This window comes from Microbacterium sp. ProA8, from assembly GCF_039905635.1.
Lineage (GTDB): Bacteria > Actinomycetota > Actinomycetes > Actinomycetales > Microbacteriaceae > Microbacterium > Microbacterium chionoecetis.
In genome coordinates this window covers 2,010,614-2,027,740 of sequence record NZ_CP157000.1, presented here as the reverse complement: position 1 = coordinate 2,027,740, position 17,127 = coordinate 2,010,614, and the positions used below count along the sequence as shown (strand labels likewise).

Here is a 17,127-nt window from a genome sequence, read left to right as displayed (position 1 = left end):
ACGATTAGGCTGGCCGGATCCGATGGACGCCAGTCAACACAGCGACAACGAACGAGACGGGCGCGACGAGTCCACGCCGCCGGGAAGGGATCATGAAGCTTCTTCTCACCTCGGCGGGAGTCACCAATCCGACCATCCGGCATGCACTCGAAGACCTGCTCGGCAAGCCGATCAGCGAGTCCACCGCACTGTGCATACCCACCGCCCAGTACGGCCATCCCTGGCTGGGACCCGGCGTCGGAGCTTGGGAGTTCATCAGCGGAACATCCGAGCATCCCATGGTCGATCTGGGTTGGAGATCCGTCGGCGTGCTGGAGCTCACGGCACTGCCGAGTATCGATGAAGAGCGGTGGAAGCCGCTCGTACTCGAGGCTGACGCATTACTGGCCGCCGGCGGCGACGCGCTTTACCTCAGCCACTGGATGCAAGAGTCCGGACTGGCGGACATGTTTCCTTCGCTGGCGGAGACGGTGTGGGTGGGAATGAGCGCGGGAAGCATGGTGATGACGCCGCAGATCGGCCGGGAATTCGTGGGCTGGAAGCCGCCGACTGGCGATGACAGTGCGCTCGGGATCGTCGACTTCTCGATCTGTCCGCATCTTGCGGCCGACGGTGAACCCGGCAACTCCCTCGCCGCTGCGAAGAACTGGGCTGCCGGCATCCGCCCCTCGTCCTACGCCATCGACGACCAGACGGCGTTGATGGTGACCGACAACGGCACGGATGTCGTCACAGAAGGTCAGTGGAAGCACTTCGCCAAGTAGACGGGGGAGGCGCGGCACGCTGGCACCGCTGCCTCGACCACGCCTCGCGCTACGTTGGCTTGCGTGCCCTTCGCCCTCGCGCTCACCGTCCTTCTCGCGCTCTTGACGCTTCTCCAATTAGCACTCATCCTCGGCGCGCCACTGGGTGCCTTCGCTTGGGGCGGCCAACATCGAGTGCTGCCCGCACGACTGCGGATCGGCAGCGCGGTCTCGATCCTCATCTACGGACTCATCGTGGTGATCGCCTGGGATCGCGTGGGCGCCATCGACGTGTTCGCTCCGTTGTTCTCCGAGGTCGCGATGTGGGTGATCTTCGCGTACTTCGTGCTCGGCATCGGCATGAACGCGATCTCGCGCAGCAAGCCAGAGCGCTACACGATGGTGCCGATGTCGGCCGCCCTGGCCGCGCTGTCGTTCCTCATCGCAATGGGATACGGCGAACTCGCGATGGCGATCTGACTCGGGCAAGCGCCCGCTCGGCGCGAAGCTCCGCGAGTAGTTTCACCGGCCGGCCTCATCTGGCTGGTCCAAGCCGGACATCGGCGACGACGGGGAAGTGGTCCGATGGGTACACGTCGCCCACGGCCGAACTGACCGTGAAGGCCTTCCGGACGGAGACTCCAGCGCCCCGCGCCACGAGGATGTGATCAATGCGTCGATCGATCTCCTTCGCCGCTTCGAGTGGTGCGAAAGGCACGGCAGAGCTGAGGGTCACGGCATCCGGATCGCCGCCGCCGAGGTCCCAGGTGTCGTCTGCTACCTCCGCGAGTGGCGCGTACTCGGCCTGACTTGCATCGCAATTGAGGTCGGCGAGCAGGAAGGCAGGAACGACTGCCGGCTCATTTCGCTTCGGCGTGGGGACGAGCAGTCGCGCGAGCGCTGCGGTCTGAGCGAGGTGGTCGTCGGCGTAGTCGGGTTCCCATTCGGTCGCTGCGACGATGACACGAAACGTCCCGTCGGGATGCTGTATCTCCGCCTCAAGCGCCACCGGTGCGACCTGGCGATGCGTCACCGGCTGACGAGGCCGACACCCAGACGTGTCCCCTCCTGATCGGGATGCTCCGGCGGGTCGGGAACCGGTGGCAACGACGGACCGTCGAACGCTGCATGCTGGCCGAGTCGTCGGGCGATGACGTGCGCCTGCGAGTCCTCGCCTACGGACCAGCACTCCTGCAGCCCGAGAATGTCGGGTTGGAGTTGTTCGAGAGTTGTCACGATGGCGTCTTCCCGCGCCCTCCAATCGGGCTGGAACCGCCACAACACGTTCCAAGTTACGAATCGCACGGCTCGTAGCATAGATGGGCAGGAAGCCAATGAACCCCGCCACGGCCGCAAGCCGTCGGGCACCCGCTCGCCCGCCCGCTGGCGGACCGGCTACCGAACGCCTTTTGTGCGGAAGAACGAAAGCGACGACGAGCGCGGCTTACTGCTTGAAGCTCACGCGCGCCCGCCCGTGACCCCGTGCGTTCCTGCGGTATCTGGGAGAGTGGATTCATGATCGAGATGGACGACGTCTGCGTGACGACGGGTGACGTGACGCTTCTCGCTTCCGTCTCCGTGAGGGCGCGGCGGGGTGACGCTCTGATCGTGCGAGGTCGGAACGGGGCAGGGAAATCGACCTTCTTGCGAGTGCTTGCCGGTGTCCGGAAGCCGACGGCGGGGCTCGTACGCATCGGGGGTGCGGACGTGGCTGAGCGGGATCTTGAGTTCCGGCGCCGGGTCGCGGCGATGATCGGGCTGCCACCGATGGCGCCTGACCTCACCCTCTACGACCATGTCCTGCTGGTCGCCACTACTTGGGCGCGCACACCGGGGACGGCGGTGGCTACCACCCATGACGTACTGGCGGAGCTTGGGCTCAGCGGGCTGAGTGAGCGTTTCCCGCATGAGCTCTCGTCTGGTCAGATGCAGTTGCTTGGTCTCGCGATGACTCTTGCCCGCCCTTTTGACGTGTTGATCCTCGATGAACCGGAGCAACGGCTGGATCCTGAGCACGTTGAGACGATGGCCCGCGTCTTGCGCGCTCGTCGCGAGCGGGGCGCAACCCTGGTGCTTGCCACGCACAGCTCAGCACTTGCGGACCGGGTGGGCGGGCAGACCGTCTGGCTGGATGCCGCGGCATGAGCGCACGCTCGGAAGCCGCGGTTCGCGTATGGCGCGCACGTGGCGCTCGCACCGTCCGCGACCGCGGATATGTGGTCTACATGTTCCTCATGGTCACGGTTGTGGTCGCGGCGCCCGTTGCGCGCGCCGTGTGGTTGAGCGCGTTCAGCACGGAAGGGGCAGCCCTGTTCGCGTCCGCTGCGGCGCCGGCGATGACCGCGCTCGTTGTTGCGTGCGTGTGGGCAGGGGCACTGCTGCTGGGTCGCGAACGTGGCCCCGCCCTGCTTCCCCCGTTCCTCACCCATGCGCTGGCGACAACCGACCTGCCCCGATCGGACACATTCGCCGGCCCGGTACTGCGCGCCGCCGCCATAGTGACGGCGTCGACGACGATCGCAGCGGGCGTCGTTGCGAGCAGTCTTGCAAGCCGTGGCCTGGTTGAGCCGCTTCACGCGCTGGCGTTCACCGTGGTCGGAGCGGCAGTCGGAGTCGTCACAACCGCCTTCTGGCTCATCGGCCAAGCCTTTTCCCGAGCCGCCATCCCGCTGGCCCTTGGCTCGCTGGCACTCGGCGCAGCCACCGCGACATTCCCCAGTACACGACCGTTCACTCCCTGGGGATGGGTCGCACTCGCTTACCCAGGTATCGGTTCAATGTCCGCCACCGCCGCGGCATGCGCGCTCGCCATCGCACTCGCCGCCTCGCTCCCGGCACTGATGAACCGTCTCAGTCACGCAGAACTCGCAGCGCAGGCGGCGCGTTGGGATTCCGCCACGATTCACGCCGCCGGCATGGACTTCAGCACCGCCGCCGCGACCTACCAGGCAAGACCACACCGAGGCCGCCGCCTTCGCGCCGTTCGACCGATGAATCGGCTGGCCGTGACGTTCTTCATCCGCGACGCCGTCGGAGCGACGCGCACACCGGGCCGCTTGATCGCCGGCATCCTTGCCCTCACCGGCGCAGGTGCACTCATCGTGCTTGCTCTCGTGCCCACCACACCCGGCCTCCTTCTCGGGGCCGTGGCAGGCGTGCTTCTGTTCACAGGACTCGGACCCCTCACCGACGGGATGCGCCACGCCGCCTACGTCGCATCAGACCTCCCGCTGTACGGGATCAGCGACGCGCACCTACTGACGAACCATCTTCTCTTTCCACTGATCGTGACCGCGATCGTCCTGGTAACCGCCGTCTCGGTATGCGCGGCCATCACGGGAATCGCAGTCATCCCACCGCTTCTGAGCGCTTTGACTCTCGCACTCCTCACCCTGGTCGCAAGAGTCAGCAACGCCCTCAAAGGCCCACTCCAACCCGCCCTCCTCGCACCCATCCCCACCCCGATGGGCGACCTAGGGGCGGCGATTCGACTCATCTGGGCCCTCGACGCAGTGCTCGTGACGGCGATAGCTGGGGTATCCGCGACGCTGATCCTCCAAGCTCCGATACCGCTCGTCGGCATCACAAGCGCGATGCTCGCAGTCGCTGTTCACCGCTGGCGTCGGCGCGGATAGCCCCACCGAAGCGCCGATCCCTGTGGACACCTGAGAGGCGCAGCAGGACCCGCCTCCGGGCACTGTCGGAGATGGCCCGTAGCTTGTTCGACCGGATCATCGCCGGGCGTGGAATGCTGACGGCTGGATGTCGGGGGGTCTCGTTACCGTCGCCCCTGTGGCAGTACGTGATGCGCTCGCCGGGCTGGATCCGGCGCAGGTTGAGGCCGTCGAGCACGGCGATGGGCCGCTTGTGGTCGCGGCGGGCGCCGGCACCGGGAAGACGCGGGTGCTCACCGCACGTGTTGCGCGGCTGCTCGAGGCGGGTGTCCCGCCTGAACGGATCCTGCTGCTGACGTTCACCCGGCGCGCGGCATCCGCCATGCTCTCTCGCGCTGCGGTGATGTGCGGCGACGCGCAGGCTGCGCAGCGCATCGCCGGAGGCACGTTCCATGCCGTCGCGCATCGCATCGTCGCCGAGCACGCACAGCATCTGGCGCTGGAGGACGTGACGGTCATCGATCCCGACGACGTCATCGACCTGATCGACCTGCTGCGCGCGGAGCACGGGCTCGACGGCACCGAGGTCCGGCTGCCCACGACCCGCACGATCGCGGACATCGCCTCCCGCGCGATCAACACCGCGACCCCGGCCCGCGCCGTCATCGAAGAGCAGTTTCCCTGGGCGCTCGAGCAGGCCGACGCGATCGCCGGCCTGCTGCGCCATTACCGGGACCGCAAGCGTGAGCGCGGCTTGCTCGACCTGGATGATCTGCTCATCGCGTGGCGGGCGCTGGTGACTGATCCCGATGTCGGAGCGCGGCTGCGGGCGCGCTGGGACTGGGTGCTGGTCGACGAGTACCAGGACGTCAACCAACTCCAGGTCGACATCGTGCGCGGGCTCAGCCCCGACGGCCGCGGGCTCACCGTCGTCGGCGACGACGCACAGGCGATCTACGCGTTCCGGGGGGCGAACGCCGGGCACCTGCTCGAGCTCATCGAGGCGTACCCTGACGCCACCCTCGTGCGCCTCGAACGCAACTTCCGTTCCACACAGAAAATCCTTGACCTCGCGAACCAGGTGCGCCCCGGCGAACTGAGGCTCCGGCTCGTCGCCGACCGTTCGCAGCCGGGCGCCCGGCCGACCCTCGTCACCTGCCGCAACGCCGACGACGAAGCTCGCACGATCGCGGACCGCATCCTCGCCGCGCACGTCGATGGCACGCCACTGCGTTCGCAGGCCGTGCTGATGCGCGCCGGATCCCACAGCGCGCAGCTCGAGGTCGAGCTCAAGGTGCGGGGGATCCCGTTCCACAAGTTCGGCGGGATCGGCTACCTCGAGACGTCGCATGTGCGCGACCTGCTGGCGAGCTTCCGAGTGGTGCTCAATCCGGCAGACGAGGTGTCCTGGTACCGGCTGCTCACGCGGCACCGTGCGATCGGCAAGGCGAGTGCGCGCAGCCTCGCCTGGATCCTCGCGGACGGGGGCGTCGATCGCGCGGCCGACGCGGTCGCGGCGGCACCGGCGAAGGCGCGCACCGGGCTCGCGTCCACCTTGTCCCTGCTCGGCTCTGTCGACTCCACGACCGCCGTACCGGAGCTGGTCGAGGCATGCAGAGGCGCGGTGGATCCACTGCTGCGCGCGCACTACCCGGATTGGCAGCGTCGGGTGACCGAAGTCGATGGCATCGCAGAGGCCGCCGCTCGACAACGCGATCTGCGCACGTTCGTGAGCGAGCAGGCGATCGACCCGGTGAACGTCGCCGGCGATTGGGCGAAGCAGCCACAACTCGACGAGGACTGGCTGACCCTCTCCACGATCCACTCCGCGAAGGGCCTGGAATGGGACACGGTGCACCTGCTGCGCGCGAACGACGGCGCGATGCCCTCGGACATGGCACTCACCTCATCCGCCGGCCTCGCCGAGGAGGGGCGCCTCTTCTACGTCGCGCTCACCCGCGCACGCGACGCGCTCGACGTGTACGTGCCCTCGCAACTGCCCACGCATCCCACCGCGTTCCTGGCCAAGCACGTCGCCGCCAAGCCCAGCAGGTTCCTGACCGAGCCCGCCCGCGCTCTGATGGAGTCGGTCAGCACCGCCGCCGTCGACCCCGCGCCTGCGATCAAGCGGGCCGTCGCGGCGCCGCGCGTGCGCACGGACGAGTTCGACGAACTCTTCGCCTGATTCGCATCGGCTGGTCCGCCCGAGAGCGGGGGAGTGGCTGACGGCAATCACTTCGGACGGATCCTAGACCGTCAGGCACCGCAGTTCGTTTGCGGTCACGCCGCTCAATGCGAGGCGCCGACCGGCGCCTTGCGCTTCACAACCCTCATCACTACGAATACGATCCCTGCGATGATCAGCCCGAGCACCAGGCCGAACAACCCCGACAGCGCCGTGTCGACGATCCACTCGACGACCGGGCCGAGCGACTCGACCGCGTGCGTCGCGGCGTGCAATGCGTTGTACGGGGCCGCCCAGAAGGTCTCCGCCAGATTTGCGATCACCAGATGGCCACCGACCCAGAGCATCGCCACTGTGCCGATGACACTGATGATGCGGAACACCGTAGGCATCGATCGCACGATCCGCTCCCCGGTGCTGCGCACACGCGCCGCGGAGCTCCTCGACATGCCCAGGCCGATGTCGTCGATCTTGACCAAGAGCGCGACGGCACCGTAGACGAGCAGCGTCATAGCGAGAGCGATCACGGCCAGGGCGCCGAACGTCATCCACAGACCGAAGCCCGCGTCGAGGCTGGCCAAGGAGATCAGCATGATCTCGGTGCTCAGGATCAGGTCTGTGCGAATCGCCCCGAATACGAGCTTGCGCTCGTTCCGGGGTTCATCCTGACCAGGACCATGCTCGGCGCCGAACCACTCCATGACCTTCTCAGCGCCTTCGAAGCAGAGGTAGGAGCCGCCTACGATCAGCAACCAGGGGAGTACCCAAGGCGCGAAAGCGGTCAGCAGCAGAGCGATGGGGATGATGATGACGAACTTGTTGACGAGACTGCCCAGCGCGATCTTGCCGACGATCGGCAACTCGCGCGCGGGAAGAACGCCCTGTACGTACTGCGGGGTGACTGCCGCGTCATCGATCACCACGCCAGCCGTCTTCGCGCTCGCTTTGACAGCGGCGGTCAGGATGTCGTCCACTACTGCGAGCAAACCCACCGACATGCTCAAGCCTCCACCCTGGACGTTCGACGCGCGGGCACGCGCCCATCGCCTTCATGCACGCTAGTGCAGCCTTGCCGCGTCGACAAACGGGTTGCGTTCAGGCATCTCGGCGGGCAAGGGATGCGTTGCCCACCGCTGCCCGATGACGACCTGCTTGCGGTCGGCTGCGCACCCCGAGGTCGTCCATCAGGCCGCGAGCTCGCACGTGTGCCGTGGATCGCGCAGCGGGGCCAGAACCGCGGCGGCTCCTACGCGTCGGCACCGACCATGGGTCCCGGCGCCCGGCACGCCTGAACTCTCACCCGTAGGCTCGTCGGATGACTTTCGATGCGAACGATGTAGGCACCGGCATCGGCGGAATCTGCCGCAAGAGCCTCACCTGGGACCAGTTGCACGATGCGGCAGCATCGCTCGCCGTCGCAGCGGGGGATGGTGCCGCGTGAGCGTGCACCTCATCGGCGGCGGCGCGACCACGGGTGCGGATGCCCCGCTCTACGCGCCGTTCGTCGACGAAGCGGCACGGCGAGCGGGCGATGCGGGCCGCTCCCTGCCGCGCATCGCCGTGATCTCACTGCATCCCGAAGCCGAGGAGAAGGCGGCGGCGCTTGGCGAGCTTCTGGCCGAGGCCGCAACGGGACGCGGGATCGAGGTGCACCTGACCGCGGGGCGGCCCGGCGAGCCGATCGGGCTCGGCGCGATCGCCGATGTCGACGGCATCGCGGTGGGGGGCGGCGTCGTCGAAGACGTGCGCGCCGGGCTCGAGCCGGTATTCGGCGAGTTGCGCCGGCTGGTTGCCGGCGGTGTGCCGTACCTCGGCGTCTCGGCCGGAGCGATGATCGCGGCAGAGGGCTCGCTCGGAGGCGGCTCGCGCATCGGCGGCGTGGTCGTCTCACCTGAGGAACCCGGCGAAGCGGGCGACGAACTGGAGATCGAGGCGGGTATCGGCCTTGTCGACGTGGCCATCGAGGTGCACGTCGCCCAGCGCGGCATGCTGTCCCGACTGGTGGCCGCCGTCGAGTCCGGGCTGGTCAAGGGCGGGCTCGGCGTCGATGAGCGCACGGCCCTCATCGTGGACGATGGCGGGCTCCGGGTCGAGGGCAATGGCAGCGTCTGGCGGGTGCTGCCGGCCGAGGGCGGCGTGCTGGTCTCCACGATCGGCACGTGAGGGCGCCCCCCGGCACGCAGCTCGCTCACCGGTCGCGGCCAGCGCGGGGATCTGGCACCCCGGCCTACTAGTCTCGGGCGCGGAGTGACCGAATCAGGGGCATGACTCGGCGGCCTCCGGAGCGAATGACTGAGGAGCGACATGGAGTACTTCGATCTGACGGGCCGGCGAGCTCTGGTCACTGGAGGCAATCGCGGTCTGGGTCTTGCGATCGCGCACGCGCTCGCAGCGGCAGGCGCCCACGTGGTCCTGGGCGTCCGCGATCCGGAAAGCGCGGAACCGCCACTCCGGGCGATTCGGGCTGAGGGCGGTTCCGCGTCCTTGATCGCCCTCGATGTCACGCAGCTTGAGAGCGCCCGAGCGTCGCTCGATGCGGCATCCGATGATGGCGCATTCGACATCCTGGTGAACAACGCCGGCGGCGGGATAAACGCGCCGGCGATCGACGTTACGGAGGCGGACTTCGATGCGGTGTGGTCGCTGAACGTCCGTTCGGCACTGTTCCTCTCGCAGCACGTCGCGCGCTCGATGCCATCCGGCGGCGCAATCGTCAATGTCGCGTCGCAAGCAGGCATCGTGGCGCTGCCCGGCGAGTCGTCGTACTGCATCGCAAAGGCAGCGATGCTGCATATGACTCGCTGTCATGCGGTCGAGTGGGGCGAGCGGGGCATCCGCGTCAACGCGGTCGCTCCCACGTTCATCGAAACCGACGGTACGGCCGAGGCGCTGTCTGACCCCACGTTCCGCGCCGACGTCATCGACCGGATAGCGGCGCTGCACCGGATCGGCAAGCCCAGCGAGGTAGCCGGAGCTGTGGTGTTTCTCTGCTCTCCCGCGGCGTCCCTCATCACCGGGCAGACGCTGGTCGTCGACGGCGGGTGGACCATCCGCTGAGGGAGGGCGCGAAACCACTCCGCGACGCGCACATCCGCCTTAGCGGACAACAGCGGCTGGGAGCGACACGCGATGCGACGGCGAGCCATGAGGTCCCGCGCCCGCCAGGTACAGCGTGCGGTCGTGGGCTCGTTCGAGTGCGAGCCGCTGGTCGTGGGGGAGGGGAGTGGGTGGAGTGGTGGAGGCGTGCTCGTGAGCCCAGGTCCGCGTAGGTAGTTCCCGCCAGCATTCCAGAAGGTGATCTGGTACGAGCGCCCGGATGACTGCCCGCCTTCTGCGCGGTTCACCACCGTGCTCCGGCGGTCGCGGCGGGGAATGCGTCGGGAAGCGGGCGACGCACTCGCCGGCGACGCGCAGCCGTCATGGTCGGACCGATGCAGATGGCGTCAAGAGCTGAAAAAGCCCGCTGCCCGTTTCACAGCTACAGAGCAGCCAGAAGTCGCCGTCGCGTGCGATGCGCAATAAGGCCAGGCCGAAGCCCGATTCCAGGGGAGTGCTTGGCTGTGTGCCCGATTCGTCCTCGGTGCGAATCGCGTAGATCGTCGAGCCTCGAACTGACATAATGTGCATTATCGGCGTTACTGGAGAGTGGCCGCGTCCCGTGGCAACCGAGCCGCATTTCCGCGGAAGACCCCCTGGCAGCAACCACTTCTGGCATACGCGACCAACTGGGACGAGCGAGCATCGAGAAGCGACGCCGGCGCCGCCGCTTGTAAAAGAAAAGCCGACACGACGCGGCGCGCCAGGAAACGTCCTCAGTCGGCGAACTCGCGGATGAACAGCGTCTGCGCGACGATCATCCGTTCGATCTCCTTGGGGTCCACGGATTCGTCGGACGCGTGGATGCGCGCCTGTGCGGTGTCCTCCGCGCCCCACAGCACGATCGCGGCGTCCGGCGCGATCTTCTTGAACGAGGCCACGAGCGGAATGGATGCTCCGCTGCCGATCGCCTCCACCTCGGCGCCGTAGGCCTCGCGCAGCGCATCTTCCGCAGCGACGATGGCCGGGTGGGACTCGTCGACCGCGAACGGATGCCCCACCTTCACTTTTTCGACGACCACCTCGCAGTTCCACGGGCGCTGGGCGCGCAAGTGCGACATGAGCGCCTCGAGCTGCGCATCGCCGTCCGAGCCGGGGATGATGCGCATCGAGAGCTTGGCCTTCACCTGGTTCAGCAGCACGTTGGAGGCCTCAGCGGTGTTCGGCAGGTCCATGCCGAGGACGGTGACCGAAGGCTTCGCCCAAATGCGGTCCGAGAGCGATCCGGTGCCGAGGAACTCCACGCCGGGAAGGATCGCGGAGCCGGCCCGATAGACGTCCTCGTCCATCTCCGCACCGTCCCACGCGCCACTGTCGACGCCAGGAATGACGGTGTCGCCGTTCTCGTCGTGCAGCGTGTCGAGGATGCGGATCATCGCCGTGAGGGCATCCGGTGCCGCTCCCCCGAACTCGCCAGAATGCACCGGGTTCGCCAGCGTCCGCACGGTGACGGTGCACGCCACGTCGCCGCGCAGCGCGGTCGTGAGCCCCGGTCGACCAGGTGACTGCGGGCCGATGTCGGCGATCACGTACGCGTCAGCAGCGAACATGTCGGGGTTCGCCTCGACGAACGCCTCGAGGTGGGAGATGGTCTCCTCCTCCCCCTCGACGAGGATCTTGACGCGGCACGGCCGATCGGCGCCGAGGAGCTTCAGCGTGGCGTAGTGGATGACCAGCCCGGACTTGTCGTCGGCGGCGCCCCGCCCGTAGATGCGCCCGTCTTCCTTGGTGACGGGCTCGAACGGCGGCGTCGTCCATTCCTGGCTTTCGGGTGCCGGCTGCACGTCGTAGTGCGCGTACAGCAGCACCGTCGGCGAGCCCTCCGGTCCTGGCAGGTCGGCGAACACGCACGGATACCCATCGGGCACGTCCACGAGGGACACGCCCGCCGCACCCGCCGCCTCGAACAGGTCGACCACCGCTCGGCCCATCTCATGCACAGGCGCCGGGTCGAAGCCCGGAAACGCGACCGAGGGAATGCGTACGAGGGCCTCGAGCCGCTCGATCACCTCGGGCATGAGCGCCGCGGCGCCCTCCGCCGTCGCCGACGTGTCGGACATGTTTGCTCCTTTCGTCGCAGGAACGGGCTGCGGATGACGCAGCCGGACGATCAGGCCGGGATGATGAGTTGGATCAGGAGACCTGAGGCGACCACCGCCACCCAGGACACCAGCATCGGAATGGTGAACGAGTGCCAGACCGGCACCTGCGTGAGCCTGGTGGATCCGGTCTGGTCGGTCTCGACCGAGGCGATCTGCGAGCCGTTCGCAGGAAAGAGCCACACGCCGATGAGCGAAGGCCACATCGCCGTGATCACTCCGGGAGCGAGCCCCGCGGCGAGTGCGATGGGAATGAGCGTGTTGGTCGTCGCGGACTGGCTCGTCGTCAGGCCGGCCACCAGGAACAACGCGACGGCGAGCAGCAGCGGGTTCGCTTCGATCATCGCGCCGAGCGGCTCGATGATCGTCTCCTCATTGGCGGAGATGAAGGTGTCCGCCATCCACGCGATGCCGAAGAGGGCGACGGCGGCGACGTAGCCGGCACGGAGCAGGGGCTGCTCGACCACCAGCGACGGCTTGACCTTGCGAACGAGGATGATCACGAGTGCGACGGTGAACATCACCATCTCGATGACCACCGACATCCCGATCGGCACGAGCTCGCCCTCGTCATTGGGGAATGCCGGACGCAGCCCCGAGAACAGACCGAGCGCCACGACGAGGAACGTTCCGGAGAGGAAGATCCACGCCGCGGTCGCACCTCCCGGGGGCACTGTGTGCACAACGGGCTGCACCTCGACGGCCCGTCCGCCGGCCGAGGTGGTGCGGCCGCCGGCGGCGCTGCCGCCACCCGCGCTGCGTGCCGCATAGGCCGCCTTCAGCGGCGCCGGGACCTCGACCACGCCCTGCTCGACGCGCTTGCGGAACACCGGGTCGTCGACCAGGTCCTTGCCTATCCGCTGCTGCACGAACGACGTGGCGATGCACGCGACGATCGCGGCGGGTACCGTCACGGCGAGGATCTGCGGCAGGCCGTAGCCGGTCCCCTCCATCAGCACGAGGTAGGCAGCCATCGCCGCCGACACCGGACTGGCCGTGATGCCGAGCCCCGACGTCACCGTCGAGGCCGCAAGCGCCCGCTCGGGTCGCTGCCCGTTGCGATACGCGGTCTCGTAGATGACCGGGATCAGCGCGAAGAAGATGTTCGACGTCCCGGAGAGCACCGTGAAGACGAAGGCGACGAGGGGTGCGACGAAAGTCAGCCGCCCGGGGTTGCGCTGGATGATCTTCGAGGCGATGGCGACGAGGTAGTCGATGCCGCCCGCGGCCTGCATCGCCGACGACGCCGTGATCACGGCGATGATGATGAAGAACGCGTCGACAGGCGGCGAGCCCGGTTCGAGGCGGAAGACGAACACCAGGATCGCCGTGCCCACGACGCCCCAGAGGCCCAGGCCGATGCCGCCGGTGCGAACGCCCATGACGATCGCGCCGATCACCACGCATGCCTGAAGGATGACGATCACGGTCTCCATCGGAACCCCCCGGCATCAGACGTCGTTGTCAGGGCTGACGATAGCGGCGCAGCGTGTCGGCGTCGAGAGACATGCCGGACGCGGCATCCCTCCCCCGCGCCGGGGGCGCCGGCAGGACGGATTCAGATGAGCCAGGTGGCGTCACGCATGAGGACGCGACCGGACAGCTCATTCGACTCGCGCCAGGCCTGGATGCGGGTCGGCCGCAGCACGAGGAAGACGTAGCCCGGGACTCCTCTCGGGTCCCAGTCCGCCTGCGCCGCGTACGCCTCGCCCAGCGGCTCGTCGTCGTCGACTCCCACCGACCGCTCGAGCACGACATCGATCAGCGCGACATCGCGGGTCGGGCCGACCGCGAGACGAGCGACGCCTGACGCAGCGAGGTTGCGGGCCGTCACCGAGCGCTCCTCGAGGGCGATGACGGCGCGATCATCGATCCACGCCAGCGACAGCGGCACCAGGTACGGCGCCGATTCGGCCGACGCGGTCGCCACCCAGACGTCAGCGGCGGGCGCGGTCAGCGCGGCGAGCAGATCGGCCTTCCGCGTCACGCGGTCACGGGGTTCCGGCATCCGTGTCTCCCTTCGTCCAGCGCGTGCCAGTCTGTCAGACGGCGACGCGCGATTCGCCACCGAGAGAACGATTTCCTAGGCTCGGAGCATGCTGGAGTCGCTCACCGGATTCGTCGTGGTGGGCGTGGCGATCCTCGTGGGATGGATCCTCGGCCGCATCGACCTCCTCGGAGAGCATGCGCGACCCGTGCTGGCCCGGCTGACGTTCTTCGTGCTGTCACCGTTCCTCCTCTTCGTCGTGCTCGCGCAGGCCGACGTCCAGACGCTGTTCTCGGCGCTCCTGCCCGTGTCGGCGATCGCGGCGGTCGCCGTCATCCTCGTCTACACGCTCGTCGCACGGGTCGCCTGGAAGCGCTCGGTCGGCGAGACCGTGATCGGGGCCCTGAGCGCCGGTCAGGTGAACTCCAACAACATCGGCATCCCGCTGTCGCTCTACCTGCTCGGCAGTGCGGCGTATCCGGCGCCGGTGATCCTGTTGCAGCTGCTGGTCTTCACCCCCATCACGATGGCGATCCTGGATGCCGTCACCACCGCCCGCGCGTCGCTCTGGCGCGCGATCGGGCGTGTCGCGACGAACCCGATCGTGCTCGGCTCGCTGCTGGGCACGATCGTCTCCGTCTCGGGCGTGCGGCTGCCGCCGATCGTGATGGAGCCCGCGATGCTCATCGCGAACGCGTGCGTGCCGATCATGCTGATCGCGTACGGCATCTCGCTGCACGGGCAGCGTGTGCTCGGGCCTTCGGGCCGTCGGCGGGACATCGTGCTCGCAATCAGCCTGAAGCTCGTGGCGATGCCGGTGATCGCCTGGGCCCTGGCGGCGTTCGCCTTCGGCCTGGCCGCACACGACGTGCTGGTGGTGACCGTGCTCGCCGCGCTTCCCACCGCGCAGAACGTCTTCAACTACTCCCAGCGCTACGACGTGGGCGAGACGATCTCGCGCGACACCGTGTTCCTGACCACGATCGGCTGCGTGCCCGTGCTGATCCTGGTGACGCTGCTGCTGGGATAGACCGGCTGCTCCCCCGTCAGGGCCGGACGATCTCGTGCAGCGTCCCGATCACGAGCCGCACGCCGCCCTCGTGCCGGAGCACGGTGAAGAGCGTGTGCGTGCAGGTGCGACAGCGCACGATGGCGGCCGTGTCATCGATCTCGACGACCGCCTCCGCGACCGGCGCCCCTTCACGACATCCGCCGCACACCGCGGTCAACGCCGTGACATCGGTTTCGAACACGTCCCACAGCAAGCCTGCGGCGGCATTGCCGTCGACCGTGCTGCTCGCGATCTCAGCGCGCATCATCCACCTCCGAAGCGTTCGGTCCTGATCCGGGCGGACGGATAGCCCAACCCGACGAGAGCGTCGGCGACGTGCTCGACGAAACCCGTCGGGCCGCACACGAAGAAGATCGGCTCGCGTCCGGGTTCCCACACTGCCGCGCGCAGCACGTCGTCGTCCACCCGCCCGACGTGTCCGGTCCAGCCGTCCGGCGCCGCCCGTGTGTAGCGCCAGGTCAGCCCCACTCCCCCGTCGGTCGCCGTCCGCTCCAGCTCGTCGCGATATATCGCGTCTTCGGGCGTCCGCACCGAGTACAGCAGTCGAACGGATGCCGCGGCCCCGGCGTCCGTCGCCGCCCGCACCATCGCCATCAGCGGCACGATGCCCGAGCCGCCCGCGATGAGCTGCACGGGCGCAGCTCCCCCGGGTCGCCACACGAAGTAGCCGCCCAGCGGACCCTTGACCTCGAGTTCGTCGCCGGGCAGCACATCGCGGACCAGGTACGGAGAGACCTCGCCGTCGGGGATCTCGTCCACCGCGAGCTCGATGGTCTCGCCCGGTCCATACGATCCGATCGAATACGAGCGCACCGCCTGATAGCCGTCCTCGGCGGTGAGCCGGATGTCGACATGCTGGCCGGCTTCGTTCCCGGGCCACCCGGGTACCTGCAGATGCAGGAGTCGAGCAGACGGCGTGGCACCGACGGCCTCGACCACTCGAGCGGGCTGCCAGCCCCCGACCGTCACCAATACCGTTCCTCGGTCCAGGGGTCGCCGTGCATGTTGTAGCCGTTCTGCTCCCAGAAGCCCGGCTCGTCGTCGTCCATCAGCGTGAGGCCGCGTACCCACTTCGCGCTCTTCCAGAAGTAGAGGTGCGGCACGAGCAGACGGGCGGGTCCTCCATGCTCGGGGTCGAGCGGCTCGCCGTCGAACTCGAACGCGACCCACGCCTGGCCGTCGCGCAGCTCGTCGAGCGGGATGTTCGTCGTGTAGCCGCCGTACGAGTGCGCCATGGCGTACTCGGCCTCGGATTCGACGGATTCGAGAAGCGTGTCGAGCGAGACACCCCGCCACGACGTACCGAGCTTCGACCAGCGGGTGACGCAGTGGATGTCGGTGTCGACGTCCTCGATGGGAAGGGCCTGGAACTCGTCCCATGTCCACGAGACTTGGCTGCCGGTCTCACTCCGGATGGCGAAGCGCCACTGATCCAGATCGATACGAGGCGTCGGCCCGGCCGACAGCACCGGGAAGTCCTCGGTCAGGTACTGACCCGGCGGCAGCCGCGGATCGCTCTCGCGACGCCGCGCTCCGAATCCCCTCGAAACGACGGCCATCGAAACCCTCCTCCTGCGCCTTGCGGCGCGCACATCGTCACGGTCACGCACGCTCACGCTAGCGCGGTGCGCCCCGCCCGTGCGATGGGCATTGGGCAACACACGTTCACGCTCGTTGCGAAGTTCGACGACGGGTCTAAGCTTTAGCCGCACCGCATACAGGGAACTCTCAGAAAGGCCCCCATGTCTACTGCATCCGAAGCCGAGAAGTCGGCCGTCAACGGCATCCGCACGGCGCTGGGCGTCGGCGGCGTCCTCGCACTCATCGTCGGCATCCTGATCCTGGTCTGGCCGGGCAAGACCGCGGCGGTCGTCACCGTCATCATCGCGATCTACGCGATCGCGGCCGGGCTCGTCTACGCCGGACTCGGGATCTTCTCCAAGACCAAGGGCGGGTGGGCGCGTGTCGGCCACATCGCCCTCGGCATCCTGTTCATCATCGCGGGCGTCGTGGCGCTGTTCAACATCGGTCAGACGACCGCGTGGCTCGCGCTGTTCCTCGGCATCCTCATCGGCATCATGTGGATCGTCGAGGGAATCGTCGCGCTGTCGACGCTCGGTGACGCCGCGTCGAAGGGCTGGTCGATCTTCTTCGCCATCCTGAGCATCATCGCGGGCATCATCGTGCTGTTCTCGCCGATCTGGGGCGTCATCGTGCTCTGGTGGATCCTGGGCATCTCGCTCATCGTCCTCGGCATCATCAACATCGTGCGCGCGTTCACCTTCAAGGGTGACCTCTGATCAGAGGTCACCCACGACGACGGACCCGGGA

18 protein-coding genes are annotated in these 17,127 nt (G+C 67.9%); 10 read left to right on the top strand and 8 right to left on the bottom strand.

Annotated elements, in window-relative coordinates:
* Positions 1–92: 92 nt before the first annotated feature.
* Together ABG085_RS08840 and ABG085_RS08835 are read left to right on the top strand one after the other, a co-directional pair.
* The gene (locus ABG085_RS08840; RefSeq protein WP_347979010.1) at positions 93–764 is read left to right on the top strand and encodes a Type 1 glutamine amidotransferase-like domain-containing protein; all 672 of its coding nucleotides are present in this window, start codon (positions 93–95) and stop codon (positions 762–764) included.
* Positions 765–827: 63 nt separating this feature from the next.
* The gene (locus ABG085_RS08835; RefSeq protein WP_347979009.1) at positions 828–1,223 is read left to right on the top strand and encodes a hypothetical protein; all 396 of its coding nucleotides are present in this window, start codon (positions 828–830) and stop codon (positions 1,221–1,223) included.
* Positions 1,224–1,278: 55 nt separating this feature from the next.
* Here the strand turns inward: ABG085_RS08835 and ABG085_RS08830 are convergent, their stop codons facing one another.
* Positions 1,279–1,752: a hypothetical protein gene (locus ABG085_RS08830; RefSeq protein WP_347979008.1), complete on the bottom strand. Its 474-nt coding sequence runs from the start codon at positions 1,750–1,752 to the stop codon at positions 1,279–1,281.
* A gap of 506 nt (positions 1,753–2,258) precedes the next feature.
* Between ABG085_RS08830 and ABG085_RS08825 the strand changes: the two genes are divergently transcribed.
* The 3 genes from ABG085_RS08825 to ABG085_RS08815 all read left to right on the top strand — a co-directional run bounded on the left by ABG085_RS08825 (position 2,259) and on the right by ABG085_RS08815 (position 6,542).
* The gene (locus tag ABG085_RS08825; protein WP_347979007.1) at positions 2,259–2,888 is read left to right on the top strand and encodes an ABC transporter ATP-binding protein; all 630 of its coding nucleotides are present in this window, start codon (positions 2,259–2,261) and stop codon (positions 2,886–2,888) included.
* An 80-nt stretch (positions 2,889–2,968) separates the two neighbouring features.
* Complete coding sequence (locus ABG085_RS08820; RefSeq protein WP_347979006.1) at positions 2,969–4,378, top strand: hypothetical protein; 1,410 nt, start codon at positions 2,969–2,971, stop codon at positions 4,376–4,378.
* A gap of 157 nt (positions 4,379–4,535) precedes the next feature.
* Entirely contained in the window at positions 4,536–6,542 is a 2,007-nt protein-coding gene (locus ABG085_RS08815) for an ATP-dependent helicase (RefSeq protein ID WP_347979005.1), read from the top strand.
* A 104-nt stretch (positions 6,543–6,646) separates the two neighbouring features.
* On the opposite strand, the gene ABG085_RS08810 is transcribed toward ABG085_RS08815, so the two are convergent.
* Positions 6,647–7,540 (bottom strand): DUF808 domain-containing protein, encoded by an 894-nt coding sequence (locus ABG085_RS08810; RefSeq protein ID WP_347979153.1) that lies wholly within the window; start codon positions 7,538–7,540, stop codon positions 6,647–6,649.
* Between the two features lie 317 nt (positions 7,541–7,857).
* Between ABG085_RS08810 and ABG085_RS08805 the strand changes: the two genes are divergently transcribed.
* From ABG085_RS08805 to ABG085_RS08795, 3 genes are all read left to right on the top strand, one after another.
* Complete coding sequence (locus tag ABG085_RS08805) at positions 7,858–7,983, top strand: hypothetical protein (RefSeq protein ID WP_347979004.1); 126 nt, start codon at positions 7,858–7,860, stop codon at positions 7,981–7,983.
* A complete protein-coding gene (locus ABG085_RS08800) occupies positions 7,980–8,705 on the top strand; it encodes a Type 1 glutamine amidotransferase-like domain-containing protein (RefSeq protein ID WP_347979003.1) in 726 nt (241 codons plus the stop codon). The genes ABG085_RS08805 and ABG085_RS08800 overlap by 4 nt, the downstream gene beginning before the upstream one ends.
* Before the next feature lie 141 nt (positions 8,706–8,846).
* Complete coding sequence (locus ABG085_RS08795) at positions 8,847–9,599, top strand: SDR family NAD(P)-dependent oxidoreductase (protein ID WP_347979002.1); 753 nt, start codon at positions 8,847–8,849, stop codon at positions 9,597–9,599.
* Positions 9,600–10,354: 755 nt separating this feature from the next.
* Here the strand turns inward: ABG085_RS08795 and ABG085_RS08790 are convergent.
* From ABG085_RS08790 to ABG085_RS08780, 3 genes are all read right to left on the bottom strand, one after another.
* Positions 10,355–11,698 (bottom strand): M20/M25/M40 family metallo-hydrolase, encoded by a 1,344-nt coding sequence (locus ABG085_RS08790; protein WP_347979001.1) that lies wholly within the window; start codon positions 11,696–11,698, stop codon positions 10,355–10,357.
* A gap of 50 nt (positions 11,699–11,748) precedes the next feature.
* Complete coding sequence (locus ABG085_RS08785) at positions 11,749–13,173, bottom strand: anaerobic C4-dicarboxylate transporter family protein (RefSeq protein WP_347979000.1); 1,425 nt, start codon at positions 13,171–13,173, stop codon at positions 11,749–11,751.
* Between the two features lie 122 nt (positions 13,174–13,295).
* A complete protein-coding gene (locus tag ABG085_RS08780; RefSeq protein WP_347978999.1) occupies positions 13,296–13,745 on the bottom strand; it encodes a pyridoxamine 5'-phosphate oxidase family protein in 450 nt (149 codons plus the stop codon).
* An 88-nt stretch (positions 13,746–13,833) separates the two neighbouring features.
* Between ABG085_RS08780 and ABG085_RS08775 the strand changes: the two genes are divergently transcribed.
* A complete protein-coding gene (locus tag ABG085_RS08775) occupies positions 13,834–14,754 on the top strand; it encodes an AEC family transporter (protein ID WP_347978998.1) in 921 nt (306 codons plus the stop codon).
* 16 nt (positions 14,755–14,770) lie between these two features.
* Here ABG085_RS08775 and ABG085_RS08770 read toward each other — a convergent pair whose 3' ends face one another.
* From ABG085_RS08770 to ABG085_RS08760, 3 genes are read right to left on the bottom strand one after another with little or no spacing between them, the layout of a single operon-like run.
* Positions 14,771–15,040: a DUF6510 family protein gene (locus ABG085_RS08770; protein ID WP_347978997.1), complete on the bottom strand. Its 270-nt coding sequence runs from the start codon at positions 15,038–15,040 to the stop codon at positions 14,771–14,773.
* Positions 15,040–15,765, bottom strand: coding sequence for a ferredoxin reductase (locus ABG085_RS08765; RefSeq protein ID WP_347978996.1), 726 nt, complete (start codon positions 15,763–15,765; stop codon positions 15,040–15,042). Before ABG085_RS08765 ends, ABG085_RS08770 begins: the two co-directional genes overlap by 1 nt.
* Positions 15,762–16,355: a sulfite oxidase-like oxidoreductase gene (locus ABG085_RS08760; protein WP_347978995.1), complete on the bottom strand. Its 594-nt coding sequence runs from the start codon at positions 16,353–16,355 to the stop codon at positions 15,762–15,764. Before ABG085_RS08760 ends, ABG085_RS08765 begins: the two co-directional genes overlap by 4 nt.
* A 183-nt stretch (positions 16,356–16,538) precedes the next feature.
* Here ABG085_RS08760 and ABG085_RS08755 point away from each other — a divergent pair, with 183 nt between their 5' ends.
* Positions 16,539–17,096: a DUF308 domain-containing protein gene (locus ABG085_RS08755; protein ID WP_347978994.1), complete on the top strand. Its 558-nt coding sequence runs from the start codon at positions 16,539–16,541 to the stop codon at positions 17,094–17,096.
* Positions 17,097–17,127: the final 31 nt, after the last annotated feature.

What these genes read in the sequence shown, in the direction of transcription:
- ABG085_RS08840 (WP_347979010.1), top strand. Translation starts at nt 93, where the DNA reads ATGAAGCTTCTTCTCACCTCGGCGGGAGTCACCAATCCGACCATCCGG.
- ABG085_RS08825 (WP_347979007.1), top strand. Translation starts at nt 2,259, where the DNA reads ATGATCGAGATGGACGACGTCTGCGTGACGACGGGTGACGTGACGCTT.
- ABG085_RS08820 (WP_347979006.1), top strand. Translation starts at nt 2,969, where the DNA reads ATGTTCCTCATGGTCACGGTTGTGGTCGCGGCGCCCGTTGCGCGCGCC.
- ABG085_RS08810 (WP_347979153.1), bottom strand. Translation starts at nt 7,540, where the DNA reads ATGTCGGTGGGTTTGCTCGCAGTAGTGGACGACATCCTGACCGCCGCT.
- ABG085_RS08805 (WP_347979004.1), top strand. Translation starts at nt 7,858, where the DNA reads ATGACTTTCGATGCGAACGATGTAGGCACCGGCATCGGCGGAATCTGC.
- ABG085_RS08795 (WP_347979002.1), top strand. Translation starts at nt 8,847, where the DNA reads ATGGAGTACTTCGATCTGACGGGCCGGCGAGCTCTGGTCACTGGAGGC.
- ABG085_RS08790 (WP_347979001.1), bottom strand. Translation starts at nt 11,698, where the DNA reads ATGTCCGACACGTCGGCGACGGCGGAGGGCGCCGCGGCGCTCATGCCC.
- ABG085_RS08785 (WP_347979000.1), bottom strand. Translation starts at nt 13,173, where the DNA reads ATGGAGACCGTGATCGTCATCCTTCAGGCATGCGTGGTGATCGGCGCG.
- ABG085_RS08780 (WP_347978999.1), bottom strand. Translation starts at nt 13,745, where the DNA reads ATGCCGGAACCCCGTGACCGCGTGACGCGGAAGGCCGATCTGCTCGCC.
- ABG085_RS08775 (WP_347978998.1), top strand. Translation starts at nt 13,834, where the DNA reads ATGCTGGAGTCGCTCACCGGATTCGTCGTGGTGGGCGTGGCGATCCTC.
- ABG085_RS08770 (WP_347978997.1), bottom strand. Translation starts at nt 15,040, where the DNA reads ATGCGCGCTGAGATCGCGAGCAGCACGGTCGACGGCAATGCCGCCGCA.
- ABG085_RS08760 (WP_347978995.1), bottom strand. Translation starts at nt 16,355, where the DNA reads ATGGCCGTCGTTTCGAGGGGATTCGGAGCGCGGCGTCGCGAGAGCGAT.
- ABG085_RS08755 (WP_347978994.1), top strand. Translation starts at nt 16,539, where the DNA reads ATGTCTACTGCATCCGAAGCCGAGAAGTCGGCCGTCAACGGCATCCGC.